This window comes from Pseudoalteromonas qingdaonensis, from assembly GCF_038739665.1.
In the GTDB taxonomy this organism is placed as follows: domain Bacteria; phylum Pseudomonadota; class Gammaproteobacteria; order Enterobacterales; family Alteromonadaceae; genus Pseudoalteromonas; species Pseudoalteromonas qingdaonensis.
Genome location: NZ_JBCGCU010000007.1, coordinates 59,494 through 85,345, shown reverse-complemented (window position 1 = coordinate 85,345; position 25,852 = coordinate 59,494). Strand labels below are relative to the sequence as shown.

Annotated in this window: 27 protein-coding genes; 14 read left to right on the top strand and 13 right to left on the bottom strand. The window is 47.7% G+C overall.

All coding sequences use genetic code 11. The features are described from left to right. Positions 1-1,557: a cryptochrome/photolyase family protein gene (locus WCN91_RS08095; RefSeq protein ID WP_342677990.1), complete on the top strand. Its 1,557-nt coding sequence runs from the start codon at positions 1-3 to the stop codon at positions 1,555-1,557. Positions 1,558-1,940: 383 nt separating this feature from the next. After that, positions 1,941-2,162: a hypothetical protein gene (locus WCN91_RS08090; protein ID WP_342677989.1), complete on the top strand. Its 222-nt coding sequence runs from the start codon at positions 1,941-1,943 to the stop codon at positions 2,160-2,162. 55 nt (positions 2,163-2,217) lie between these two features. On the opposite strand, the gene WCN91_RS08085 is transcribed toward WCN91_RS08090, so the two are convergent. The 3 genes from WCN91_RS08085 to WCN91_RS08075 form a co-directional block, all read right to left on the bottom strand. Continuing rightward, positions 2,218-2,706, bottom strand: a complete 489-nt coding sequence (locus WCN91_RS08085; protein ID WP_342677987.1) for a LabA-like NYN domain-containing protein — start codon at positions 2,704-2,706, stop codon at positions 2,218-2,220. 28 nt (positions 2,707-2,734) lie between these two features. Then, positions 2,735-3,076 (bottom strand): Fis family transcriptional regulator, encoded by a 342-nt coding sequence (locus WCN91_RS08080; RefSeq protein ID WP_342677985.1) that lies wholly within the window; start codon positions 3,074-3,076, stop codon positions 2,735-2,737. A gap of 189 nt (positions 3,077-3,265) precedes the next feature. Beyond that, a complete protein-coding gene (locus WCN91_RS08075) occupies positions 3,266-3,712 on the bottom strand; it encodes an Hsp20 family protein (protein ID WP_342677983.1) in 447 nt (148 codons plus the stop codon). A gap of 220 nt (positions 3,713-3,932) precedes the next feature. On the opposite strand from WCN91_RS08075, the gene WCN91_RS08070 reads away from it, so the two are divergent. The 5 genes from WCN91_RS08070 to WCN91_RS08050 all read left to right on the top strand — a co-directional run bounded on the left by WCN91_RS08070 (position 3,933) and on the right by WCN91_RS08050 (position 8,295). Further along, on the top strand, positions 3,933-4,424 hold the full coding sequence (locus WCN91_RS08070; protein ID WP_342677981.1) for a TlpA family protein disulfide reductase: 492 nt from the start codon (positions 3,933-3,935) through the stop codon (positions 4,422-4,424). Continuing rightward, complete coding sequence (locus tag WCN91_RS08065) at positions 4,417-5,463, top strand: Kelch repeat-containing protein (protein WP_342677979.1); 1,047 nt, start codon at positions 4,417-4,419, stop codon at positions 5,461-5,463. The genes WCN91_RS08070 and WCN91_RS08065 overlap by 8 nt, the downstream gene beginning before the upstream one ends. Positions 5,464-5,473: 10 nt before the next feature. After that, the gene (locus WCN91_RS08060; RefSeq protein ID WP_105200689.1) at positions 5,474-5,752 is read left to right on the top strand and encodes a peptidylprolyl isomerase; all 279 of its coding nucleotides are present in this window, start codon (positions 5,474-5,476) and stop codon (positions 5,750-5,752) included. A gap of 100 nt (positions 5,753-5,852) precedes the next feature. Continuing rightward, entirely contained in the window at positions 5,853-6,119 is a 267-nt protein-coding gene (locus tag WCN91_RS08055; protein ID WP_342677978.1) for a GrxA family glutaredoxin, read from the top strand. 334 nt (positions 6,120-6,453) lie between these two features. Further along, positions 6,454-8,295 (top strand): DEAD/DEAH box helicase, encoded by a 1,842-nt coding sequence (locus WCN91_RS08050; protein ID WP_342677977.1) that lies wholly within the window; start codon positions 6,454-6,456, stop codon positions 8,293-8,295. A 165-nt stretch (positions 8,296-8,460) separates the two neighbouring features. Here the strand turns inward: WCN91_RS08050 and WCN91_RS08045 are convergent, their stop codons facing one another. Both WCN91_RS08045 and fadR read right to left on the bottom strand, forming a co-directional pair. Further along, the gene (locus WCN91_RS08045; RefSeq protein WP_342677976.1) at positions 8,461-9,066 is read right to left on the bottom strand and encodes a peroxiredoxin; all 606 of its coding nucleotides are present in this window, start codon (positions 9,064-9,066) and stop codon (positions 8,461-8,463) included. A 273-nt stretch (positions 9,067-9,339) separates the two neighbouring features. Further along, positions 9,340-10,053: a fatty acid metabolism transcriptional regulator FadR gene (fadR, locus tag WCN91_RS08040; RefSeq protein WP_342677975.1), complete on the bottom strand. Its 714-nt coding sequence runs from the start codon at positions 10,051-10,053 to the stop codon at positions 9,340-9,342. Positions 10,054-10,276: 223 nt separating this feature from the next. On the opposite strand from fadR, the gene dsbB reads away from it, so the two are divergent. Both dsbB and WCN91_RS08030 read left to right on the top strand, forming a co-directional pair. Then, positions 10,277-10,792, top strand: a complete 516-nt coding sequence (gene dsbB, locus WCN91_RS08035) for a disulfide bond formation protein DsbB (RefSeq protein ID WP_342677973.1) — start codon at positions 10,277-10,279, stop codon at positions 10,790-10,792. Positions 10,793-11,133: 341 nt separating this feature from the next. After that, positions 11,134-11,436 (top strand): DUF6170 family protein, encoded by a 303-nt coding sequence (locus WCN91_RS08030; protein WP_342677972.1) that lies wholly within the window; start codon positions 11,134-11,136, stop codon positions 11,434-11,436. 22 nt (positions 11,437-11,458) lie between these two features. On the opposite strand, the gene WCN91_RS08025 is transcribed toward WCN91_RS08030, so the two are convergent. Further along, positions 11,459-11,776, bottom strand: coding sequence for a ComEA family DNA-binding protein (locus WCN91_RS08025; RefSeq protein ID WP_342677971.1), 318 nt, complete (start codon positions 11,774-11,776; stop codon positions 11,459-11,461). Between the two features lie 223 nt (positions 11,777-11,999). Between WCN91_RS08025 and WCN91_RS08020 the strand changes: the two genes are divergently transcribed. Further along, complete coding sequence (locus WCN91_RS08020) at positions 12,000-12,317, top strand: YebG family protein (RefSeq protein WP_342677970.1); 318 nt, start codon at positions 12,000-12,002, stop codon at positions 12,315-12,317. A gap of 62 nt (positions 12,318-12,379) precedes the next feature. On the opposite strand, the gene WCN91_RS08015 is transcribed toward WCN91_RS08020, so the two are convergent. Both WCN91_RS08015 and WCN91_RS08010 read right to left on the bottom strand, forming a co-directional pair. Next, the gene (locus tag WCN91_RS08015) at positions 12,380-13,573 is read right to left on the bottom strand and encodes an amino acid aminotransferase (RefSeq protein ID WP_342677968.1); all 1,194 of its coding nucleotides are present in this window, start codon (positions 13,571-13,573) and stop codon (positions 12,380-12,382) included. Positions 13,574-13,619: 46 nt separating this feature from the next. Beyond that, positions 13,620-14,270: a GAF domain-containing protein gene (locus tag WCN91_RS08010; protein WP_342677966.1), complete on the bottom strand. Its 651-nt coding sequence runs from the start codon at positions 14,268-14,270 to the stop codon at positions 13,620-13,622. A 221-nt stretch (positions 14,271-14,491) separates the two neighbouring features. Here WCN91_RS08010 and WCN91_RS08005 point away from each other — a divergent pair, with 221 nt between their 5' ends. Beyond that, positions 14,492-14,821, top strand: a complete 330-nt coding sequence (locus tag WCN91_RS08005; RefSeq protein ID WP_342677964.1) for an SUI1 family translation initiation factor — start codon at positions 14,492-14,494, stop codon at positions 14,819-14,821. 31 nt (positions 14,822-14,852) lie between these two features. Here WCN91_RS08005 and sixA read toward each other — a convergent pair whose 3' ends face one another. Next, the gene (sixA, locus tag WCN91_RS08000) at positions 14,853-15,320 is read right to left on the bottom strand and encodes a phosphohistidine phosphatase SixA (RefSeq protein WP_342677962.1); all 468 of its coding nucleotides are present in this window, start codon (positions 15,318-15,320) and stop codon (positions 14,853-14,855) included. A 165-nt stretch (positions 15,321-15,485) separates the two neighbouring features. Here sixA and WCN91_RS07995 point away from each other — a divergent pair, with 165 nt between their 5' ends. The 3 genes from WCN91_RS07995 (at position 15,486) to WCN91_RS07985 (ending at position 19,937) form a co-directional block, all read left to right on the top strand. After that, complete coding sequence (locus WCN91_RS07995) at positions 15,486-18,185, top strand: insulinase family protein (protein ID WP_342677960.1); 2,700 nt, start codon at positions 15,486-15,488, stop codon at positions 18,183-18,185. 22 nt (positions 18,186-18,207) lie between these two features. Then, positions 18,208-18,786, top strand: coding sequence for a DNA-3-methyladenine glycosylase I (locus tag WCN91_RS07990; protein WP_342677958.1), 579 nt, complete (start codon positions 18,208-18,210; stop codon positions 18,784-18,786). A 176-nt stretch (positions 18,787-18,962) separates the two neighbouring features. Continuing rightward, positions 18,963-19,937 carry a transposase gene (locus WCN91_RS07985; protein WP_342677956.1) on the top strand — a complete coding sequence of 325 codons (975 nt, stop codon included), beginning with the start codon at positions 18,963-18,965 and terminating at the stop codon, positions 19,935-19,937. Positions 19,938-20,229: 292 nt separating this feature from the next. Here the strand turns inward: WCN91_RS07985 and WCN91_RS07980 are convergent, their stop codons facing one another. From WCN91_RS07980 to fadI, 4 genes are all read right to left on the bottom strand, one after another. Then, positions 20,230-20,421: a hypothetical protein gene (locus WCN91_RS07980; RefSeq protein WP_425416023.1), complete on the bottom strand. Its 192-nt coding sequence runs from the start codon at positions 20,419-20,421 to the stop codon at positions 20,230-20,232. A gap of 204 nt (positions 20,422-20,625) precedes the next feature. Further along, entirely contained in the window at positions 20,626-21,957 is a 1,332-nt protein-coding gene (locus tag WCN91_RS07975) for an IS4 family transposase (RefSeq protein WP_342677954.1), read from the bottom strand. 121 nt (positions 21,958-22,078) lie between these two features. Beyond that, positions 22,079-24,394, bottom strand: a complete 2,316-nt coding sequence (gene fadJ, locus WCN91_RS07970; protein WP_342677952.1) for a fatty acid oxidation complex subunit alpha FadJ — start codon at positions 24,392-24,394, stop codon at positions 22,079-22,081. Then, positions 24,394-25,704 (bottom strand): acetyl-CoA C-acyltransferase FadI, encoded by a 1,311-nt coding sequence (gene fadI, locus WCN91_RS07965; RefSeq protein ID WP_342677950.1) that lies wholly within the window; start codon positions 25,702-25,704, stop codon positions 24,394-24,396. Before fadI ends, fadJ begins: the two co-directional genes overlap by 1 nt. Positions 25,705-25,852 lie beyond the last annotated feature (148 nt).

Here is a 25,852-nt window from a genome sequence, read left to right as displayed (position 1 = left end):
ATGAGCAATAAGCAATACAAAGAAGTTCGCCTGATTTTAGGCGACCAACTCAATGCCAATCATTCTTGGTTTAAAACCAAGCGAGATGATGTGCTTTACATCATTGCTGAGCTGCATCAAGAAATGCACTACACCAGACATCATATTCAAAAGATCATGTGCTTTTTTGCTGCGATGGAACGTTTTGCGTCTGCCCTTAGCCAGGCGGGGCACCAGGTTTTACACCTTACTCTGGACGACACCCAAGAGTTTACGCAGCTCAATGAGTTAATTGCCCACTGTGTCATCGAGCATCAAGCCGACCGTTTTAGCTATCAGCTCCCAGATGAATATCGGCTGCGCCGGCAGCTGGAGCAACTGACATTAAGTGGCGCTGAGATAAGGCGCTATGACAGTGAGCATTTTATGCTTGGATTTGAAGAACTAGGCGACTATTTCCAGGCGGATACCCACCACACCATGGAGCAATTCTATCGCAAGATGCGCAGGCGCTTCGATATCTTGATGGACCAGGGTAAACCCCTTGGCCGCCAATGGAACTTCGACAAGGAAAACCGTAATAAACTCAAAGCAGAGGATATCAAAGCGCTTCCCGCTCCCTTGTGCTTTGATAACGACGTTAAGGCAATTGCCGAGCGCCTTGCTCGCCATCAAATAAAAACCATAGGCAAAGGCGGCCCCAGACTGCTGTGGCCGGTGACACGCAAACAAGCACTGCAGTTGCTTGAGCATTTTTGTAATCATCTGCTGCCTCTGTTTGGCACCTTTCAGGACGCCATGACCTGCCACAGCGACGCTCAATGGTCCTTGTACCATAGCCGCCTGTCGTTTGCGCTCAATGCAAAAATACTGCATCCCATGCAGGTCATCAACGCGGCAATAGAGGCATATCATGAATCTGAAGGAAGGATCACCCTGGCGCAAGTTGAAGGCTTCGTCAGGCAAATTTTAGGCTGGCGTGAATATGTCAGAGGCATCTATTGGCTCAATATGCCCAAGTACGGACACAGTAATGCCCTCGAGGCGCACCAGGCGCTGCCGGAATTTTTCTGGAGCGGCAAAACAAAAATGAACTGCCTGCAACACACCATTGGCCAAAGCCTGGACTATGGCTATGCGCATCATATCCAACGCCTGATGATCACTGGCAACTTCTGTTTATTGCTGGGCGTTGACCCAGACCAGGTGGATGCCTGGTACCTGGGTATTTATGTCGATGCCATTGAATGGGTGGAAATGCCCAATACCCGGGGCATGAGCCAGTTCGCCGATGGCGGCATTATTGCCACCAAGCCCTACTGCGCCGGCGGCAATTACGTCAATAAGATGAGCGATTACTGCAAACACTGCCACTATAAAGTGAGCGAAAAAACCTCATCCTCGTCTTGCCCTATGAATAGCTTGTATTGGCACTTTATGGACAGACACAGAGAGAAATTTGGCAATAATCATCGCATCGGCATGATTTATCGAAACTGGGATAAGCAAAGTGATGAAGCCCGTCAGGCCGTGCTTGATAGAGCACAGTGGTGCATCGACAACATCGAGTCGTTATAAGGATTGTTGCAAAGTTGCAGATAACAAAACAGGCACTAAAGGAATTGCCACCCACCCAAAATACGTATAAGTAACATTCTGCAAATTGCTTGCGATTTGGCACGCTATGTAACGGATAGAAATGGCTCGATTATGTAGATTCTAATCCTAACAATCTGATATACAAAGATAAAATAAATTACATAGTGTGCCCAGTAAGGCGCGAATAAGTAGTGGCTCGTTTTTGCGCCGCGCATATTGGCTTGCTCACTGATAAAACCCCTGATAACTTATTGGTATTATTAAATAAAAAACTTGTTAGCGCAGAGTTTTGAGCTTGTGGATAACTTCCTTTATCCGAAATTCTCGCTAATAAGCTGTTATAAACCACAGGGAGAGTTCATTTGAATATTAATGCTACGTTGCTCGGCGAGTTCATCGCTTTATTCGCCTTAATCATGGGTGCGGTCTCTTATTACCTTGGTCGTCGCAAAACGCAAACTCCTGTTTTAGCGGGTTTATTGGGCGTCGTTTTATCGTTAATTCCGCCTTTTGTTTTGGTTTACTTCGTCGTGTTACTGCTTAAAAAAGATGTAGGCCCTGCATCTGAGGCAGTAAGTGGGTAAGGTGGTTTATAACAAGCAAAGGCAGCTGACGCGTACCGTGCAGCTGCTTTGAGCGTTAACCCAACAGCAAACTCTCATCAACCGCGCGAAAGTAACTTGCAGCGTGAATTAATGACGCTGCGGTGAGCTTTTCACAGCTGTACACTTCCACACGCTTGTTTTTTTCATCGCGCAGCTTTTTCGCTAGCAGGTCAAAATCGCCATCACCGGAGAGTAAAATGGTGGTGTCGGTTTGGCTGCCGTACTCAATGGCGTCGAGGGTAATGCCCACATCCCAATCGCCTTTGGCTGAACCATCGGCGCGTTGGATAAAGGGTTTGAGCTTCACTTCAAAACCTATGGCGCGCAGAATATTTTGAAATTCGCGCTGCTTGTTATCGCCACGGTCAATGGCGTAGGCGAATGCGTGTTGAATCTCGTATTGGCTGCTCACTTCACGCCAAAACGCATTGTAATCAAAGTTAGACCTATGGCTTTCTCGGCAGGTGTAATAAATGTTCTGAACGTCCACAAAAATGGCGGCACTTGGTTTTGGCGTGTTCATTGATTTTATCCCTAAATTACGCTCTATATTAAGATAATCGCTTAGCCCAATTACCCTGGTGCTGTAACTGGCACCGCTCTTCGGTGTCATACCTGAGCTGTTGAGCGGCATTTTTCAGGTTCAGCCCCACTGACTTTAAACTACTTTGAATCTCACGCTCAAGGTGTGCGCGCTCGCCAGAGCTTATAAATGAGTCGAGCTCGCCATCCTGCTCGAATATAACTGTCAGTGTGAAGCTTGCTTGCGGGTTTTTCCAGTCTATGTGATGCGTTAACCAACTAAAACCCTTGATCATTTTACAGTGCTGTTCACACAGCCCAGTTAATAGCTCGCGCAGTTGCTTATCGCGTTTCTTGTCTGTTTTAGTCAATGCTGGCACCTTTTATACCAATTCTGTTCAGTATGTGATCAGATCTAGCGCTGGATAAATGATGTGATTACAACGCTGAGAGCGTGATATTTAGTCCGCTAGAATGATTAGCTATTTAAGTGAATTGCTATTAAACACAAAAAAGCCGCCCAAAAAGGGCGGCGCATCACAGGAAGATATCTTAACTGATTACTTACTTTCTAGTAAGTTGCCTTTGCCAATTTCAATTTTGCGAGGCTTTAAGGCTTCTGGAATTTCACGCTCTAGGTCGATAACAAGCAGGCCATTTGCCAGGTCTGCGCCGAGCACTTTAACGTGGTCACCAAGTTGGAACTTGCGCTCAAAGTTGCGCTCTGCAATACCTTGGTGAATAAATTTGCGCTCTTCTGTAGCGTCTTTATCGGCTTTAGTACCGGTGACTTTTAGCGTGTTATTCTCTGACTCAATGGTCAGCTCTTCATCGCTAAAGCCCGCTACTGCCATGGTAATTCTGTATTGGTCTTTACCCAACGCCTCGATGTTATATGGAGGGTAGCTAGGTTGTTTGTCGGTGCGTGCCGCCGCATCCATTAATGATGCAAGGTGGTCAAAACCGATGAATGAACGATATAGTGGAGATAGGTCTACTGTACGCATAATAATATCCTCAAATTTTAAGCAATATTGGTCGTTGTTTTTCTCTTGAACAAACAACTTTTATGTATAAATATCAATAACTTTAGTTTGGTTGGGACCCTTTATGGCGTCCTCATAATCTAATGTATGGACAGTGCTTTTATTTTCAAGGTAATAATTTCACATTTTTCTTATAAAAGTCGGTCTACAATATGTATCAATCTGAAAGTAAAGAATTTTTATGAAGAAGTTTTTTTTCCAACTTGTGCTGATGGCGGTGGTGTTTTTCGCAGTGAGCGCCTATCAGGAGCGTAACCTGTTATCTGCAGACCACACTCCGGCTCCCTATTTTTCTTTGCCGCAACTGCACAGCGAGGCCCGCTTTAGTATTAAAGAACTGCAGGGGCAAAAAACCGTGCTGTATTTTTTTGCCCCTTGGTGCACCGTGTGTAAGTTATCTATGCCAAATTTACAAAAAGCCATGGATAGAGGCGACGTTCATGCCATAGCCATTGCTCTGGACTACCAGTCTCAGGCGCAGATAAGCGAATTTGTCGATGATTTACAGCTGACAATGCCTATACTTTTAGGTAGCGAATACACCGCACAGCAATATAAAATATCCGCCTTTCCAACCTATTACGTGATTGATGAATCTTTATCTATCTGTGGACGGGCTATGGGTTACTCCACCGAGTTGGGTATTAAATTAAGAGGTAGATCAGATGATTAGAATGCTTTGCGCCGCCATGGGCCTGGCCCTGTGTGGCCCCCTGTTCGCCGCAGAGTTACCGGCGCTGCCGGAACCTGTCAGTAATAATGCTGTGGCCAAGGTGGACACAGATCAAGGCAGTTATTTCCTCAGCTTTATGGGTCTTGGGGCAGGTAAAACGCACCTGGATATCCATAACAAGGTATGGGCATTAAAACTTGGCAGCAATGCCTGGCACACTAAAGCGCCCGTTCCGGCCTCAACCCAGCTTAGCGGGCGCCTTGCAGCCACCGCCGTGGGTGTAGGTAAATACGCCTATGTGTTTGGTGGTTATACAGTGGCTGGAGATAATACCGAGCTATCTGTACCGGACGCCTACCGCTATGACGTGGAAAAAGATCAGTATCAGCGCTTGGCCAACATGCCGGTGCCGGTAGACGACAGCGTCGCCCTTAATTACAACGACCAATACATTTATCTGATCAGCGGCTGGCACAATGACGGCAACGTCAATTTGGTGCAGGTTTACGATATCGCCAAAGACAGCTGGTCTCAGGCCTCCCCCTTCCTTGGCGATGCGGTATTTGGCCATGCCGGGGCCATTAAAGATAACCTGATGATCATTTGTGACGGGGTTAAAACCGTGGCTTTTGCCGACAAGCACCGTGGTTTTGCCGCCAAGGCCCAGTGCCTTAAAGGGGTGATCGACCCACAAGACCCACGGGAAATCTCATGGCACAGCCTGGCTCATCCAACCGGAAAAGCGCACTACCGCATGGCAGCGGGCACCATTAATGGCAACCTGGTATTTATTGGCGGCTCACCGAATCCCTACAACTACAATGGCATAGGGTATAATGGCAAACCCAGCTCGCCTTCAAGCCAGGTATGGCGCTTTGATATTCCCAGCAATCGCTGGCAACGCATGGAGCACGCCGAAAAGGCAACCATGGATCACCGAGGTCTGCTTGCCCATGAAGGCACCGCCTACCGCATCGGCGGCATTGGCGAGAAACAAAAGGTGTTAGATCAGATCACACCGTATCGATTTAAATTTTAGGAGTAAAACCATGGCCAAAGCCTGTGCCTATCACATTCTGGTGAAGAGCAAAGAAGAGTGTTTAGCAATTAAAGCCAAGCTGGATAAAGGCGGTGATTTCAATAAGCTAGCCAAGCAATACTCAACCTGCCCATCGAAAAAACGCGGTGGTGATCTCGGTGAGTTTGAACGCGGCACCATGGTCAAAGCTTTTGACGATGTGGTCTTTAAAAAGCCGCTGTTTGAAGTGCATGGCCCGGTGAAAACCAAGTTCGGCTACCACCTGATAAAGACGGTTTATCGCACTTAATCGCTTTTAGCGAACGGATAAATCGCTTTTTGGCATTTTACCTGAGCCCTTAAGCTCGTTAAACTGCATCTCGTACCTTAAAAGAAGCACTGGAGAGATTATGTTAACTGTTATTTTTGGTCGAGAGGGTTGTCCTTTTTGCGTGCGTGCAAAAGATGTCGCCAGTCAACTAGCCGAGCAACGTGATGATTTTAAATTCCGCTATGTGGATATCATCAAAGAAGGGATCAGCAAGGCAGATCTGGAGAAATCAGCCGGAAAACCTTGTGAAACCGTGCCGCAAATTTTTATAGGCCAAGAGCATATCGGTGGCTTTACAGAATTTGAAGCCTATGCCAAGGCAAACCTGGGCTTGTACCAAGATTAAGCTACCCACAAAACGCCGCTCTTTCGAGTGGCGTTTTTACTTGCTCATTAAATAAACTATAAATTTAAAAATATGGTATAACGCCAAGCAGATCTGTAAACACCTTATTTTCAGCATTTTTACCCCAGCCTTTCAACCCTGTTTTAACGCCTCAAAAACACTTTTTTGTTATTAAAAAACCCTTTATTGACGCCTATTTCACAGGTTTTTTAAAACACCGCTGATTAAATTTCATACAAAACCAAATACATAGGAAATAGTTTCAATTTATACAAGCAATTACTGCTTCATTCCTGTACAATGCGCGCCTCTTTGAATTCCTTAAGGCGTTTTAATGTCAGAACAAGTCACCTTTGAGTCGTTGAACCTTTCACCTGCAATCTTGAAAGCAGTGGATAAGTTGGGTTATGAGACTCCATCAGAGATCCAGACCCAGTGTATTCCCCTTTTACTCGACAAAAAGGATGTCTTGGGTATGGCGCAAACAGGTACAGGTAAAACTGCTGCCTTTGCATTGCCTTTATTGAACAACATCGATGCTGATGCCAAGTATCCACAGATCCTTGTACTTACTCCTACTCGTGAGCTAGCTATCCAGGTAGCTGAAGCATTCGAGCAGTACGCGCAGTTTACCAAAGGCGTTGAAGTACTAGCCCTATACGGTGGCCAAAGCTACGGTATCCAGCTAAGTGCACTTCGTCGTGGCGCACAAATCATAGTTGCGACTCCTGGTCGTTTGCTTGATCACATCAGCCGTAAGTCAATTGACCTGTCTCGCCTAAGCGCGCTAGTACTGGACGAAGCCGATGAAATGCTACGCATGGGCTTTATCGATGACGTTGAAAGCATCATGGCGCAAACGCCAGAAACCAAACAAACTTGTTTGTTCTCTGCGACCATGCCTAAGCAGATCCAGTCGATCTGTAACACCTATTTGCAAAATGCTGAGCAAGTGCGCATTACTCCGCGTAACAGCACGGTATCTACCATTGAGCAGGTTTACTGGCAGGCACGTGTTCACAAGAACAAAGCCATTGTCCGCTTCCTAGAAGCTGAGAATTTTGATGCTGCTATCGTATTCGTACGTACTCGTAACGATACCGTTCAGCTTGCTGAACTACTTGAACGTGAAGGCTTCTCTGCCGCACCGCTTAATGGTGATATGAACCAGCAAGCCCGTGAGCGCACCGTAGACCGTTTGAAGAACGGCTTACTAGATATCGTTATCGCTACCGATGTTGCCGCCCGTGGTCTTGACGTTGAGCGTATCAGCCTGGTTGTTAACTACGACATCCCACAAGACAGCGAAGCCTATGTACACCGTATCGGTCGTACTGGTCGTGCTGGCCGTCAAGGTAAAGCCATCTTGTTCGTTAAAGGTAACGAGCGTTACCTGCTTAAGAACATTGTTCGCCATACCAAGAGCGACATTGCCGAAGTACAGCTTCCAACTGCGAAAATGGTTGAGCAAAAGCGTATCGACGCGCTTGAAATCAAAATTGCTGCGGCCCTTGAGCACAAAGACAGCGAGTTCTTTGCTCAGGTTGCCAACTCAATCGGTAACAAGCTACAACTGAGCCAGGGTGACCTTGCCGCTGCACTACTTTGTCTTGCACAACAGCAAACACCACTTAAAGTTGAAGAAATTCAAGCACGTGAGCGTTCTGAGCGCGGCGAGCGTAATGACCGTCGTGGTGAGCGAGGCGAGCGTCGCCGCGATGACAACCGTCGTGATGGTGGTGATAAACCGCGTCGTGAGCGTCGTGACTCAAACATGCCTATGGACACTTACCGTATCGACGTGGGTCGTGAGCACGGTGTTCAGGTTAAAAACATCGTTGGTGCTATCGCTAACGAAGCGGATATCTCAAGCAAGTACATTGGCGATATCCGTTTGTTTGACGCTCACAGTACCGTTGAGCTACCTCAGGGCATGCCAGCCGAGAAAGTTGCACACTTCCAGAAGGTATACATCTGTAAGCGTCCAATGAAGCTAACGCTAAGCCCAACAGAAGCGAATGCGCCACGTGAACAACGCGAGAAACGTGATTCACGTCCACCACGTGACCGCAGTGAGCGTAATGATCGCAACGAAGGTAAAAAGCGCAGCTTCCGTGATCCAAATGCAAAAAGCCGCGCTCCGCGCAAAGAGCGCCGCGCTGTAAGCTTTCAGTAAGCAGAAATAGAAAAAACCGCCTGAGGGCGGTTTTTTTATGTCTTTTCCTTACGCACCCTGCTCTACCTCAGTGACCGAGTGATCTCAATTCAGCAGGCACCTTGGCAAATATCCAGGCACAAAAAAACCGCGCCTAAGCGCGGTTTTTCAAACTCGGGGTAAACCTTATAGGTCGCCTTCGTTTTCAGATAGGAATTTAGCAACACCTTCAGGGCTTGCGTCCATACCTTTTTTACCTTCAGTCCAACCAGCAGGACATACTTCGCCGTGCTCGCTGTGGAATGCTAGTGCGTCAACCATGCGTAGCATCTCGTCGATGTTACGGCCTAGAGGTAGGTCGTTAACTACCTGGTGACGTACAGTGCCTTCTTCGTCGATTAGGAAAGAACCACGGAAAGCAACGCCAGCTTCTGGGTGCTCAACGTCGTATGCTTGACAGATTTCGTGCTTAACGTCAGCAACTAGTGCGTATTTAACTTGACCGATACCACCGTCAGCAACGGCAGTGTTACGCCATGCGTTGTGTGAGAATTGTGAATCGATAGAAACACCGATTACTTCAACGCCACGCTTTTGGAACTCTTCATAACGCTTGTCGAAAGCGATTAGCTCTGAAGGACAAACGAAAGTGAAATCTAGTGGGTAGAAAAAGATAACCGCTTTCTTGCCTTTGATTGTCTCGTGCAGGTTGTAGCTATCTACGATTTCGCCATTACCTAGCACTGCTGCAGCTGTAAAGTCTGGTGCCTTGCGGCCTACTAATACACCCATTTTATTCTCCAAAATAGTTTGAGTTATCGTACTTTGCGACTGAGGCGGCAATCCCGCCTAGCCTCTAATTATTCCTGTACTTAGATATAGTGACGGGCTGTTTAAAAACAACCCCCGGCAACCAAAATACAAGCATTAAATTCTTAATGCCCTATGTTACTGAGCTAGGGCACAAAAGAACAATCGCATTTAACGATAGCAGCTATCGAAAAAAGTGATTATTAAATTTTAAAGTGAGCAGAGACAAAAAAGCCTGCTTTCGCAGGCTCTTTATTAATCCATAATATTTTCGGGCATATCGCCACGAATTTCCTGCCAGATTTGACCACTTTGATGACCATAGCGACGAATCAAGGAAATGGCGCCATCGTGATCTTGCTTCTCTGCCAGCTCAACCAAATCTGAATAGAACTGACGCGCTAACTCACGAGTACGAGGGTCAGAGAAATAGTGACAACCTATCTTGGAGTAAAAACCTCTAAAGCCATTGAGGATCAACACATAAATTTTATTGTTACCGGCACTGGCCAGGTGATGATGTACCAGGTAATCATAATCGGCAAAGGCTTGGGCCGTGTCTTCAACGCTATCGCGATCGGCAACAATTTCCTTTACGCGCTCTGGGTCGATTTTAATCGCCGCACGCATATAGATGGCACTGATGTTAGTGTGGGCAGAAAGTAACTGATCGGTCAGCTCCGGCATTTTATCTTCATCAAGACGCCCTAAGGTCTCAAGAATATTCAAGCCCGAGGTTTCCCAAAAGTTATTTACTCGCGTTGGCTTACCATGCTGAATGGTTAACCAACCATCTCGAGCAAGGCGTTGTAAAACTTCACGCAAAGTCGTGCGAGTCACGCCAATGAGTTCCGATAGCTCGCGCTCGGCAGGAAGAATAGAGCCAGGTGGAAACTCCCCATTCCAGATGGACTCAACTATATATTCCTCAGCAAATCCAGCCGGGCTTTTCGCTTTAAAAATTCTCATCTAAGGTCCACTTCAGCAGGGTTTATTTCATTTTAGTTATTCCACTGATTGTACCAGATGATCAGCAACTAACAAGAAAACTTCACTGTAAAGCAGCTCTCCTCTAGCTGGCAATTACACAAAACAACAATAAAGTATCAGCTTTTCTCTGTTTTGCTCGACGCTTGCATAGACCCAGGTGCAGGGGCATAATCCCCAAAATAAAAATTAATAAGAGAATCTAATGAGCTGGTTAAGTAGCATCTCGCGCACACGCACTCCTTGGTTGTTGTTGGCACTTACTGCCTTTTTATTCGAGGCAACAGCCCTTTATTTTCAATACGCCATGGATTTAGCTCCGTGTATCATGTGTATTTATCAACGTACCGCCATGCTGGGTGTCTTGATAGCTGGCCTTGTTGGCGCCATAAACCCTGCTAATACGTGGCTACGCCTGAGCGGCCTGGCGACCTGGTTGGTTGCTAGCATTTGGGGGCTACTATTGGCTCGTGAACACCTAGTGATGCAAACCACCACAGATCCTTTTGCCTTTGTCTGCGAATTTGAGCCTAACTTCCCCGTGCCCTTGCATGAATGGATCCCTGGCTTTTTCGCCGCGACTGGCGATTGTGGCAACATAGATTGGCAGTTCGCAGGCCTATCTATGCCGGGCTGGATGCAGGTAATTTTTGCGGCCCTTGCTGCGGCAGCGGTTATAGTGACCTGTGCTAGCTTGTTCTTTAAGCCTAGGGTCTGTTGACCTTTGTTGTTTGTTTCTGCAGCAGTTTGTAGTGTATTTGTACAAGGCGGCACATGTGTGGTGTAGTTATTCTACATAAACATGTAACAACACAGTAGAAATGCGCTACAAACGCTGCCCTACGGGTTCACCTAAACGCATCCTGCTCTGTGTTGCTCGCGATGAACATAGGCGAGCAAGACCGAAGCAATGCTTCGCAGCTTAGCGAGGTGAGCGCATGGATGCGCGATGTAACCAAGCTTCATGGATGAATTTGACCACATAAATTAGTGATTATATTCATCAGAATGCGTTTAGATTGAACATAAAGTAAACCGCAAAGATAAACAGACCCTAATATCATGATTTATTTTTTAGCCAGCCAAATTCCTAAGCTGCAATCTTTCAGCCACCGCCAGCGTCTGCAACTGGTGGCTGATGCACTGGAATTGTTAAGCGCCCAAGAGCGAATCCTGCTCAATATAATTAAGCTGCTGCTAATTACGCCGCTGTTTTTATTATTGGTACGTTTTGAGGGGTGGAAAATGGTGCCCTGGTTACTACTCGCCGGTCTTGCCTACCCTGTTTTAGTGTTACCGGTACGCCACTATTTTGCCTGTCGTCATCTCGACCAAGCGATTACTGAGCATAAGAAAGGCAGCTAACGCTGCCTTTAGATTTTACCAATTACAACGACACCTTATCCTTGAGCTCGGCCATTAACCGCGCGCCTATCCCTGGCACATCATCCAATTGCTCAACACTCTTAAAACCGCCGTTTTTATCGCGATACTCGATAATTGCCTTGGCTTTCGCCGGACCAATACCAGGCAAGGTCTGCAATTGTTCGGCCGTGGCTTTATTCAAGCTCACTTTGGCCGAACGTGGCACTTCGCTTTGATTGGGCTTAGTCGGTGCAGCCTGGGCTGGCATTGTGGTGGCAAGTAAAAGTGTAGTTGCAATAGCGCCGATAATGGCGCTTGTAGAGGTGTTAAGTAGTTTCATACTTCTCTCCTTAAAGTGATGAATATTCCATTGTACTACCGTTATTAAATAAAGAAGACGGGAGAGGGCTTGTCAACCTAAAGGCTTAGAAACGCAGGCACAGAGGCAAAGATTAAGCCTCATATTCGTTCACAAGTTACGGAAAAACATAAAAACACCTTGACCTTAGCTGCTTGCCACCCTAATCTAACTGTATAAAAAAACAGTATAGTTAGGAGATCCCATGGCTGTTGTCGTTAAGTACGTAGTTGAAAGAAATGGAGTCGAGCGCATGACCTTTACCAGCAAGAAAGAAGCCGATGCTTATGACAAAATGCTCGATATTGCCGAAAGCCTTGAAGGTCTGCTGGACAACACAGATGTGCCCTTAAGTGAACAACAGGTAGAAGGCCTGGCACTGCAAATCGCCAAACAAAAAGATGAGTTTATGCAGGTGTTAAAAGGCGCGAAACCAAGCGAAAATAAAGCAGAAAAAAAGCCAAAAGCCCAAGATAAAGACAGCCAGGAAAATGTCACCGAGCTAAAAGCCAAAGAAGCCTAAGTAACAGTACAAAAAAGAAAAGCCAGCATAGCTGGCTTTTTTTGCTTCGCTCTAAGCGAAAGTTATTTGGTTACTTCGGCTACGGCGTCAGCGAAATAATCGATATTGGCATGGCTGATACCGGCTACGTTAACGCGGCTCGAGCCAACGATGTAAATCGAATACTCTTTTTGTAGACGCTCGATCTGCTCTTTATTAATACCTAAGAAAGAGAACATACCGTGCTGGCGCTCAATAAATGAAAAGTCCATGCCGTGGCATTTGTCGTTTAGCTTCTCTTTTAGTAATGAACGGAATTCGTTGATGCGTGAACGCATTTCATCCAGTTCATCGTGCCACATAGTAGTTAGCTCAGAGCTAGATAGAATAGTGCTAACAATGTCCGCACCGTGCGCCGGCGGCATAGAGTAAATGCTGCGCACTACACTTAACAATACCGAGTTAGATACATCGGCAGCGCTGGCATCTTTAGAGATGATAGAGCAGGCGCCGATACGGTCACGGTAAAGGCCAAAGTTCTTCGAACATGAAGAACAGATGATCAGCTCTTCAACCTGTGAAGCAAGCAGGCGCAGGCCGGCAGCATCTTCGTCCAGGCTAGTACCAAAACCCTGATAGGCGATATCGATAAGCACGGTAAAGCCTTGTGCTTTGGCGATATCGGTTACGGTTTGCCATTGCTCGGCGTTCAAATCCATACCGCTTGGGTTATGACAACAAGCATGTAGCAATACCACATCACCTGCTGGGATCTGACTTAAGGCGTTAACCATTTCGTCAAACAATAAACCCTTCTTTTCATAGTCATAGTAAGGGTATTCTTTTACCGTCAGACCGGCAGCTTCAAACAGGCTGATATGGTTAGCCCAGGTCGGAGTTGTCACCCAAACAGTGGCATTATCGTTACAACGTTTAATAAACTCAGCGGCTACGCGAAGTGAACCTGTACCACCTGGAGTTTGTGCCGTGCGTACACGGTTTGCCAGCAAAGCAGGGTGTGCATTGCCTAGCAACAATTCTTCCATTTTCTGACAATAATCCAGGTTACCGGCCAATCCGATATAAGACTTGCTGGTCTCATTGGCTAAGCGAAACTCTTCCGCTTTTTTTACCGCTTTTAGCACAGGGGTATTACCCTGCTCGTCTTTATAAACACCGACACCTAAGTCGATTTTATTGGCATTGGTGTCAGCCTTAAACGCAGCCATCAACCCAAGAATGGGATCCGTCGGTAATGGTTTTAATTGTGAGAACATGGGACTCTCTTTTTATTTATCTCAGGGTTAGCAATACCCGGCCACATTAGGCTGGCAGATGCGCGACAATTTCTTTGCTTGCGGCAACCAACAAGGCTATGCGTTCGGGGGTAAAAAAATCAGTGCTGAATGCTTCTGCATCTATGATGCCCACTACTTTACCCTTCTGCGAATAAAGCGGCAAGCAGCTTTCCGCCTCCACTTTAGGATCACATGTATAGTATTCGCCACCGCTGGCAACATAGTCTTCCACATTGTTGATAATTCTGGCCTTTCCAGAGCTTACAACCTGCACATTATTACTGGTGGCGGCAAACTCAGGGGTAATGGGAAACAAGGGACGACTGGGGGCGCCATAATACGCCAGCTTTAGCAACTGCGACTGACCATGGATATCACGCGACTGATAAATACCGAACCAATCGACGCCACTTTGTTGTACAACAAAATCGACTATCCCCTGCAACTTGACAAGCTGTGCCTCGGCATCAATATCAAGATGTTCTCGCAGGCTAAAGGGTTCTTCCTGTAAATGACCAAACAGGCTGCATGCGCCGCCCTCACCCAGCTCTGGAATAAGGTATTGCCATTGCACCTGAGCACTTTTATTCGCCAAATATTCTTGCAATAAAGCTTGATAATGCAGTGTCTGCGACTCATCCGCCTCAATTTGTGCCCACTCGTTATATAAAATCATTTAGCCATCCAAACATCTAAACCTTTAAAAGGATGCTAGCACAGAGGCAAAAGCACAGGCAATAGCAAAATGAAATGGCATCTGGGCCGCTGCAACTGCTTACCTAGGGTTCATAAGTCTTTGATTATTTCCCCGCTTGAAGTGCAATTCTCGGCACTATTTTGGCAAGACGCAGAGCCCAGTTATGATAAGCTAACAGCCTGTTTAGGTCGGAGGTACTGATGAGCGACAATAACCTAGTATATTCAACAGAAACGGGCCGTATTAAGGCACCCGTTGAGAAAGAGCAAGCCGACGTTAAGTTGTTTAAAGACGGGGCGCTGCGCATTGAGCGACAAACCAAGGGCCGTAAAGGCAAAGGGGTGATGCTGGTTGTGGGAATTGATCCGCAGGAGCATGATTTGAAGAAGCTGGCCAAGGCGTTAAAGTCAAAAATGGGCCAAGGCGGCGCCGTTAAAGATGGTGTTATCGAGATCCAGGGAGATGACCGCGACAAGCTAAAGGGCTTGCTTGAGGCGCAGGGCTTTAAGGTAAAAATTGCCGGCGGCTAAAGCCGGAGAGCAGCAGTTATTGCGGGCTATGCTATTGCGGGCTATAAAGCGCCCGCCAATGGCCACGTAGCGTCTGCGGGTCATAATCTATCTGAGCTACGCCACAGGTTGGAAAAATAGGCATCTTATCCGGACACAACTCGGCCACCATATAGCTGACTATGGGCATATGGGCGACCACCAGCCAGCAATCTATTTCATCATGCACAGCTATCAGGGCGCTTAGGTAATCCACGGCGCGTTTTGCATCGGCATTAGGCGTTACCTCTTCACAGTCTTCACTGTAAATAAAGTTGCGACAATGCTCCTTCACCTGCATCGCGGTTTGTTGCGCCCGTACGTAGGGACTAACAATTAACCCTTGTGGATTAAAGCGTTGCGCCAACCATTGACCAACATGATCCGCCTGCGCCACCCCCTTGTCGGTTAACTCACGCAAGTTATCTTGTCCCTGCATTGCCTGCGCATCCCCATGACGCATGATTAAAACTGTTTTCATTTCTGTTAAATCAACTAATTAGAGAAAAAGTTTTGCTGCAAAAGCTAGCCATTAAGGCGCGATATTCGCTATAGTTTAGCTTTACCACCCGATATTCAGGTAGGCACTTCGCCGTAACCGCTGGCCCTGAACATCTTGTAACTTTTCTAGTTTCAGGAGCAATAATTGAATATCAGCCGCAATGATAACAGACTCTACCAAGCCCTAACACTGCCCAATGGTCTTAGGGTTTTGTTAGTCGCCGACAGTGATAGTCAAAAAGCGGCCGCCGCGCTTACCGTGAACGCCGGGCATTTTGATGACCCCTGGCATCGTCAGGGCCTCGCCCATTTTGTTGAGCACCTGCTTTTCCTCGGCACCGAAAAATACCCTGAATCCGGTGAATTTCATGACTTTATCAGCCGCCATGGCGGCAGCAGCAATGCCTGGACTGGCACCGAGCACAGCTGCTATTACTTCGACATCACCAAGCAATTTTTTCAACCGGCACTGGAGCGTTTTAGCCAGCTTTTTATCGCGCCGCTGTTCAATGACGGGGAAATAGAAAAAGAGCGCAACGCCATCGATGCCGAGTTTAAACTCAAGATTAAGGACGATGGCCGTCGTATCTATCAGGCGCACAAGGAAACAGTTAATCCAAAGCATCCCTTTGCCAAGTTTTCGGTGGGCAGTCTCGATACCCTGAGCGACGCACATGGCCCGATAAAGCAAGAGCTGGAAACCTTCTTTGCCGAGCACTATCAGGCCCAATGGATGACCTTAGTGCTGTGCGGTCCTTACACTCTGGCGCAATTAAAGGGTTGGGCCGAGCACCTTTTCGCGGATATCAACAGCAATACAACCGCTAAGCCGGAGATTGCCGAGCCTCTGTATCGAGCGCAAGATCTGGGGCTGGAGCTGCATATTGAGCCCCATAAGCATTTGCAAAAGCTGATCATCAGCTTTGCTATGCCGAGCATAGATAAGTTTTATAAGCACAAAACGGTCAGCTTTCTTGCCCATTTACTCGGCTACGAAGGCGAAGGCTCTTTGCATTCTCTGCTAAAAAATCAGGGCTGGATCAATGCCCTGTCCGCCGGGGGTGGCATTAACGGCAGCAACTTTAAAGACTTTAATATCAGCTTGGCACTGACCGATGATGGCATCGAGTATTATCAGGATATAGTCGAGATGGTGTTCGCCTATATCGCCCTTATCCGCCAAAACATCGCACAATTGCATGCCCTGTATCGGGATAAGCAAACCCTGTTGCAAATCGCCTTCGATAATCAGGAAAAGGCTCGCTTACTGGATTGGGTCAGTGGCTTGAGCGTGAATATGCACCACTACCCCAGTGAGCATTATCTTAACGGCGACTATTTGATGGCCGGTTATGAGCCCCAGCAATTTGCTAAAGTACTCGACTGGTTGAGCCCGAAGAATATGCGTTTGGTGTTAATCCATCCGGGTGTAAGCAGCAGTAAAACCACACAATGGTACAACACCCCTTATTACACCAAGGCGTTGGAGCCTCAGTGGCTCGACGCACTGGCCGCCATAGATACGCCGCTGGGCACCATGTCGCTGCCCGAGGTAAACCCTTATTTGCAGCGCCCTTGCGTGCTTCATGAGCTGGAGTCCCCCAGTGCCACCCCGGAAAAACTGGCTTCACATCCGGGCTTTAATTTCTGGTTTAAACAAGACGCCACCTATCGCGTTGCCAAGGGTCATTTTTACCTGGCCATAGACTCCCATTTGGCGGTCAAAGATGTGCAACATATGGCCCTGACCCGCTTATTTGCGGATCTCTTTATCGACTGCGTGGCTGAGCAGTTTTACCCCGCCGAGCTGGCGGGTCTGAACTACCATTTGTCGTCGCACCAGGGCGGTTTAACATTGCATACAGCAGGCCTGTCTTCGAGCCAGCTTGAGTTGGCGCAGGGGCTCTTGGATGCCCTCTTTAATGCGGATATTTGCGCCAAGCGCTATGCCGAATACAAGAAGCAATTGGTACGCCACTGGCAATCGAGCAATCAAAACAAACCTGTGAGCGAAATTTTCAGCCGCATCGGCGCCGAGATCATGCCCTGGAACCCGACCCCGGAAGCCTTAGCACAGGCACTGAAAAGCACCAGTTATTTGCAATTTAAGCAATTCCGTCAGGAGTTTTTTGCCGCCGTGCATATTGAAGCCTTTCTACATGGCAATTGGCGACCCGCCGACGCTTATGACTTTTTACGCTTGATCCAAACACATCTGGAACAAAGAGCCAATATAGAGGCAATTAACCGCCCCCTTGCGGAGATCACCTCTGTAATCCAGCAGCAGCTTAGTTTGCCCAGTAACGACCATGCCATGGTGATCTACTATCAGGCCACAACTCACGATTTTGAAGAGAAGGTGCTGATGATGGTGATCAATCACCTCCTTAATCAGCCTTACTTTAATGCCCTGCGCACCGAGCAGCAGCTTGGCTATTTGGTTGGCGCCGGTTATGCACCTTTTAATTCCCGCGCAGGCCTGGCATTTTATGTGCAGTCGCCCAATGTCTCGGGAAAGGAGCTCTTGGAGCACCATAATCAGTTTATTAGCCAGTACTGCCAGCAGGCGGCGCAAATGGATGAGCAAACCTGGGAGCACAGTAAACAAAGTCTGTATCGCCAAATTGCCGAGAAAGATAAAAACCTACGCCTGCGCTCGCAACGCTTTTGGCTGGCGATCAGTAACCCGGGGGTTGATTTCACTTTGCAAGCCAACCTGTTGAACACGCTAGAAAATATAGAATTTGAGCAGGTACTACAGTATCTAAACGAATTGTTTGCGCCACAACGACCGCGAATGGAATGGTTGAGTGATCCCCAAGGCTCAACGCAGGCGCAAACCTGACCCCCAACTCAAGGAACAAGTTATGTGTAGCAGATGTAGCTGGGTGGATCTCAGCAAAGAAGATTATGTGGCCTACCATGATAATGAATGGGGCGTGCCCATTTATGACGACCAACAATTGTTTGAGTTTTTAACTTTGGAGTCGGCCCAGGCCGGACTGAGCTGGTACACCATTTTAAAAAAGCGCGACAACTATCGCCGCGCCTTCGCCAACTTTGATGTACACAAGGTGGCCGCCTTTAACGACCAGGACGTCGCCCGCCTGCTCGACGATGCTGGCATAGTCCGCAATAAACTCAAGATCAACGCCACCATTAATAACGCCCAGCGTTTTATCGAAGTGCAAAAGGAATTTGGCAGCTTTAGCGCCTATCAATGGCAGTTTGTCGATAACAAGCCCAGGGTGAACTCGATTCACTCGCGCGAAGATTATGTCGCCACCAGCGAACAATCCGATGCCTTTGCCAAGGATCTAAAAAAGCGCGGCTTTAAGTTTTTAGGCTCAACGACCGTGTACGCCCATATGCAAGCCTGCGGCATGGTCAACGACCATCATGATGATTGTTTTAGAAAAGCGCAGGTTTTGGCTATGTATAAGTAAGTAGCTAAGGCGAACTCTTGCGCCTTTTAGTTGGTAAGCGAGTAAGTGTCAGAAATAAAACAACGAAGACACCCACCCAAAAACAATAAAGACACCCATTTCAACACTCTCCAATATTTCACAATCCCTGATCCTTCTGCTACGCTTTGAAAGTGCTACTCAAGGAGGAGTGGATCATGGCAACGCCTCGGAAAAACCAAATCAGCCTGGCTGATACTTCTTATTATCACTGTATCTCTCGTTGTGTTCGGCGTGCGTTTTTATGTGGTATCGATGCACTGACCGGACGCTCTTATGAACATCGCCGTGATTGGGTTGAGAGTAAGCTGCTACAGTTAGCGCAAATTTTCTGCATAGATGTGTGTGCCTATGCAGTAATGAGCAACCATACTCATGTTGTGCTACATGTGGATAAGAGTAAATCTCAAGAGCTAACTGATAAGGAGATTCTGCTGCGGTGGCACAAATTGTTTAAAGGCACTGTGCTCTGCCAGCGCTTTTTCCAAGGAGAGCAGCTCGATACGGCCGAGTTGGCCGCCCTACAAGGTCGAATAAGGATTTATCGGGAGCGCCTGAGTGATATCAGCTGGTTTATGCGCGTACTCAATGAAGGGATTGCTCGCCAAGCCAATCGTGAAGATGATTGTACTGGCCGTTTTTGGGAGGGACGCTTTAAGTCCCAAGCCCTCCTTGATGAAGCGGCCCTGGTTGCCTGCTTAGCCTATGTGGACTTAAACCCTATTCGTGCTAAGGCTGCTGATTTACCTGAAAAATCCGACTATACCAGTGTAAAAACCCGCATCGCATCAGCAAAGAAGGGGCAGCAGCCTACAGCCTTAATGCCCTTTGTTGGCAACCCTCGTGAGAAGATGCCGAAAGGCTTGCCTTTTGAGCTACAAAGTTACTTAGAGCTGGTTGAATGGACGGGACGCTGTTTGCGTGAAGGTAAACCTGGGCATATTGCATCTGACGCAGCCCCCATACTTGAGCGCCTCGATATTTGCCCTACAAATTGGTTGGCTCTAACAACCTCATTCACCAAGGTATTTCACGGTGCGGTGGGTAAAGAGCAAGCCTTAACAACCTACTGTCAGCACCAACACAGAAAACGACGTGTGGATTTAAGTAACTGTCAAAGCTTATTCGCTTAAATATTGCTTTCCTCCTTATACTTGAATCCTCAACCAAAAGGTCGATTTCGCACGTCCAAAATTTACGAAAATGATAAAAAAAGGGTAAATCTACTGACAACAGCTTGCTCTGATTGAACTCGTTTTAAAAATGTATTTTCTTGTTCCGTTACACAAATTCAATTCTTAAAGTGGGTGTCTTAGTTATTTCTTCAAATGGGTGTCTTAGTTATTTCTATCGACCTAAAAGACCGAGCTACAGGTTTACACAAAAAAGGATGCTCGGCGGTATCCTTCCAAGCACCAAGAAATATCAGGGCCGCCAAATAATCCCACAATGGGCTATGGTGCGCATCAAGGCGCGTCGGTAGTGCACATTAAACAGCGCCAGGGCGAAGGGGCCACATAATCCGCCGAGCAGGGCCCAGCGCTTCGCTGGCATGCCTTTGGCGGTGGCAACAATAAATAATAAACTGGCAAACACAACACTTAATAAGAAAATCATAATCCCCCCTCATTCTCGGGCGGCGACTTTACCATAAAGCTGCTACTTAATTAACCACACACCTCACCCTGCTTCTAGAATTCCTCGTTAGGTCATTGGTTGATAAGTAAACTTTTGCAGTTGATTTTATTTCAACTGGAAGCCAATACGCGCCCAAAAACCTGAGCACAAAAAAAGCGCAGCATATTGCTTAATGCCACTCGCTTAAGAGCGAGTGGCATTCTTATTTCTAGAACGTGAAGCATATTTCGCCGCTTTTCTTAATCCGGTTCTTGGGTAAGGCTTCCTTTTCCTCTTTTCAGGTAGAATTAACCGTTTACCATTATCTCGAAGCGTTTTCAGCGCTTTAGGTATTGCACCTGGGGCTCCGCTATCCGACCAAATAAATTCATCCTGTATCAGATAGAGCGCATTAACGAAGCTAATACGTAATGATTCCACTTTATGTTGCTTGGCCATTTCAGCCATTTCTAGACGAATAATGTTGTATGACGTCAGTATTCCCCATAGCTCTTGGTATATTCCATCACTCTTCAGGCTTCTCAACAACGGTTTGTTCGCCAGTTGATATTGTTTGAGTTCACCATAACCACGTTCGATTTCCCAACGTTGCCAGTAAACATCGACCAGCTCTTTTAACGCGTATTTCTCAGGGCACAAGCAAGACGTGATAAATCCTTTTATCTCTCCTTTCGGTGACGGAATAAGCACAAGCCTCGCTTTCCACGTTTTTCCTAAATGGGGGTATTGCTCTTGTGCTTGAGGTGAAGTCGGCATTTCAATGAGATGGTCATAATCGCTGTATGATTCCAGAATGTCATATCTAAATTTTGACTTAATTGGCGTGAGCCAATGGGTATTTTCACCGCAGCCTTGCCAGCTTGAGAAGAGTTCTGCGGACATAAAACCCCGGTCAAATAGGGTTAAAGAGTTTTCTGGTGCTGAACCAACAAGTTGTTGTGCATAAGAGATTTCACTTTCTGTCACCGGTCCGAAAGCGGTATCAGAAACTAAATGAGTTCTAGTGGACATCAATGTGACAGCAAGCACTGAAGGAAATGACGCTGATTTTTGAGCATAGCCAAAAGTGCGATTACTTTCAGTATCATGGGTTTTGAAGTAAGTACCGTCAACGCTCATCAGTTTCAATCCACAGCATTGCTCAAATTCACTTTGTTTATCCCATTGAGCTGCGGTGAGTTTGAATAGATAACGCATGAGTTCAAAGCCCAGTTTTTCTTTGCCCTTGATAATACTACTTGTAGCTAAAGGAGGAAGTTCGCCCTTAGAATCAGGGAACGCGAGCTCCAGTCGGTCACAAACAGTTTGAATCGAACGGTCTCTTAACAGACCAATGCCTAACACTAACCATACAGCTTGCTCTGCTGGAAACCGACGCTTACGGACAGAAGCTCTGCCAGTTTGTCTAACGGCTTCTTCCACCCACTCTAGAGGAATATGTTTAGCAAAAGCATTAAGATGATGTTCTTGGCAAAACTCGGCGGTGATCTGTAACTCTTTAGAAAATTCGGACATAAAAAATCGGCCTCAACAATGTTGAGACCGATTATGAAGCCTGCTCTGGATCGGTCAATTACTTAAAACGATCGGCATTAAGCATATTGCTGCGGCTTTCAACCATGTACTTATGACGGGATTAACTGCGAGCCTGTTCCTTGTCTTGCTCGGCTGCGTCCTTGGCTGGCTCTTCAGAATCAACTGCTTCCGACTCATCGGGGCTTCCAGCGTCAGCTTTGTCACTAGCCTCTGCCTTGTTCTCAGCTTCAACCTGCTCCTTTGTCTCAACCTCTTCCTCGGCTTCAACCTTGCCCTCGCTGTCAACATCCACTTCGGCAGCTGCCTGCTCCTGCGGGTAATAACTTCCGCCCTGCTCGGCCATGGCCAGTAAGGCCGCCGCCGGGGCAAAGCCGTCATTATACTGCGCATAGGTTGCCAGGGTTGAACATACATTGGCGGCGCCCAGTTTATCCATATAGCTAAATGGACCACCGAGGAACGGCGGGAAGCCAATGCCAAAGATGGCACCTATGTCACCATCGCGGGCATTGCTGATGATGCCTTCTTCCAAACAACGAGCCGCTTCGTTTAGCATCTGCATTACGCAGCGCTGAGCGATCTCTTCCTTGTTCAATTTCGGGCTTAGGGTTACACCCAGGAATTCGTAAACGGACTCGTCTACCTTCTTCTGTTTCTTGCTGTAATCGTAGAAACCACGGCCCGACTTGCGACCTAAACGCTTATCGTCGATTAGGCGATTAAACACCTCGGGTGCCTTAAAGCGCTCACCCAGCTCGGCCTCAAGAATAGGGGCAATCTTAGAGCCGATATCGATACCCACTTCATCAAGCAGCGCTAATGGGCCAACTGGGAAGCCAAACTCCACCAGGGCCTGGTCGATTTTCTCCACAGGCTCACCGGCAAGTAAAAGGTTCGCCGCCTCGTTCACATAAGGAGCCAAGATACGGTTTACAAAGAAACCAGCCTTGTCTTTAACCACAATCGGCGTTTTACCCTGCTTGCGGGCAAAGCTCACGGTGCGGGCAATTGTTTGCTCACTGGTTTTCTCGTGGGGAATAATTTCCACCAGCGGCATTTTTTCTACCGGCGAGAAATAGTGTAAACCAATAACATTTTCCGGACGCTGCGCCTGCGCGGCAATTTGCGCTATCGGCAACGAGCTGGTGTTGCTGGCAAAAATGGTGTGCTCTTGGGCGTATTGCTCAACATCGGCAACCATGGCCTGCTTCAAAGAAAGGTCTTCAAATACCGCTTCGATCACCATGTCCACATGCTTAAAACCGCTGTAATCCGTGGTGCCAGTAATGCGGTTCATCTGTTCTTGCAACTCGGCCAGAGACAAGATACGACGCTTACGCTTCTTCTCAAGAATTTTGTAGCTGTAGTTCATGGCACCGGCAATGCCTTGCTGTGCCACGTCTTTTACTCGAGTGCGCACACCCGCCTTGATGGCGCTGACATGGGTAATACCCGCGCCCATCAGGCCGCCACCCAACACCGCAACCTTGTCGGTGCGTGGGGCATTATCTGCACGCCACTCTTTTTTCATCTCTGTGGTGGCAAAGAAGATACCGCGCAGCTTTTTAGAGACATCGCTCATAACCAGATCGGCAAAGCCTTCGGCCTCGGTCTTATAAGCCTTGAGTTGGTCCAGCTCAACACTGGCACGCACCGCCTTGATAATCAGCTCGGGCGCCGGGTAATGGCCGCCAGTTTTCTTGGCCACATTTTCGGCGGCTTTTTTGAAGATCAGGTTGCGACCAAAGGGGTTAGACTCCAGCAGCGCCGACATTTTATCAAGCTGAGGTTTCGCCGCTTTCGCTTTACCTTTTTGCGCAAACTGAACCGCCACGTCCAATAAAATCGAGTGCGGCACGCAATCATTTACCAAACCGGCTTTTTTCGCCTGCTTGGCACGTACCTGCTTGCCGGTTAGCATCCATTCCAGAGCCTTTTGAATGCCCACCAGCTTAGGCAGACGCTGAGTACCGCCGCCGCCAGGTAAAAGGCCTAATTGTACCTCGGGCAGACCCATTTTGGTGATGTCGCTGTCGCTACAAACACGGTAATCACAGGCCAAAGCAAACTCTAAACCGCCACCTAAAGCAGCACCGTGAATGGCGGCCACCGTGGGATAGGGCAATTTAGCTAAATCAAAAAAGGCATCGTGACAGGTGGTCGATAACGCCAGCGCTTCTTCGCGGGTATTGGCCTCATCCAGCATGTTGATGTCGGCACCGGCAATAAAGTTATCCGGCTTGGCGCTGATAAACACCAGGCCTTTAACGTTATTTTCGTTGGCTGTGGTGATCACATCCTGCAACTGCTCGGCAAAACTGGCGCGTAATGTGTTCATCTTCTCGCCGGGCACGTCTATGGTGACGATACCCACGCGCTCATCATTGAGCTCGAATGTAAATACTGATTCAGTCATTATGCGCTCTCCAATACAAAGGCAGCACCCAGGCCACCAGCGGCACAGGCCGTGGTTAAGGCTAAACCACCACCGCGACGATTAAGTTCATGAATACTTTGAGTGATCAAACGCGCACCTGTGGCGGCGAAGGGGTGACCATAAGCCAGTGAGCCACCGTTAACATTGAATTTATCCATATTGATTTCACCTATGGCCTTGTCGCGACCAAGCTGCTCCTTGGCAAACTTATCCGAAGCAAACATCTTCATATTCGCCAGAGTTTGTGCTGCAAAGGCTTCGTGCATTTCAATCAGGTCAAGGTCGCCCAAGGTAATACCGGCACGATCAAGGGCCACAGGCGTTGAATGCGCCGGGCCCATCAGCATGTCTTCGTGTACGCCAATGGCGGTAAAGGCATAGCTACGAATATAGCCCAGGATTTCATAACCCATGGCCTTGGCTTTGCTTTCATTCATCAACAGTACCGCTGCCGCACCATCGGTTAATGGCGTCGCATTAGCGGCGGTAACGCTGCCGTATTTGCGGTCGAACACTGGCTTTAACTTAGCGTAACTGGCCAGCTCTGAGTTAGCGCGGATAGTGTTGTCCTGCTCAATAAAGGACTTATAAGGCGGCACATGAGCGGTCATTACCTCCTGCGCCAGCTTACCCTCGGCCCAGGCCTGGCTTGCCAAGGTGTGTGAGCGATGCGCCAAGGCATCCTGATCGGCGCGGCTGATATTATGGGTTTTTGCCATCTGCTCGGCGGTTTGCCCCATGGACAAGCCGGTGGAGTATTCGGCCACCGCCGGTGGCACCGGCAGTAAGTCTTTGAGACCCAGCTTTGAGAAAATCTTTAGGCGCTGCGAGAAGGTGCGCGCTTTATTTAAGTCAACCAGACTGCCCGCCAGTTTTTTGCTTACGCCAATGGGCAAAACAGAGGATGAGTCCGCACCACCGGCAATACCTACTTGCGTGTGGCCGGCCATAATCGACTCGGCGACGTTGGCGATGGCCTGGAAGCTGGTTGCGCAAGCGCGAGAAACCGAATAGGCATCGATATTCACCGGCATGCCGGTTCCGAGCACAATTTCACGAGCAATATTTGGCGCTTCAGGCATTTGTATCACCTGACCAAACACCAGTTGGTCGATTTCCTTGCGGTCAAAATCAAGACGCTCAAGCATCTCGTTCACCACCAGCTTGCCTAAATCTAATGCGGGTACATGATGAAAAGCGGTCGCTTGCTTTGCAAAAGGTGTGCGCAGGCCGCTGACAATGGCGATGCGCTCTCCGTTTCGTGTTGTTAGTTTTGTTTGCCCAGACATATAAATGCTTCTCCTGTTGACAGGTCTGACCTGTTAATGTTTCCCCGATTCTAAAACAACCCTGCGCGCATTGCCAATAGGCAGGGCTAAATTTACCACCCAGCTACAACAATAGTTAATAAACTGGCGCAATCAAAATAAAAAACAA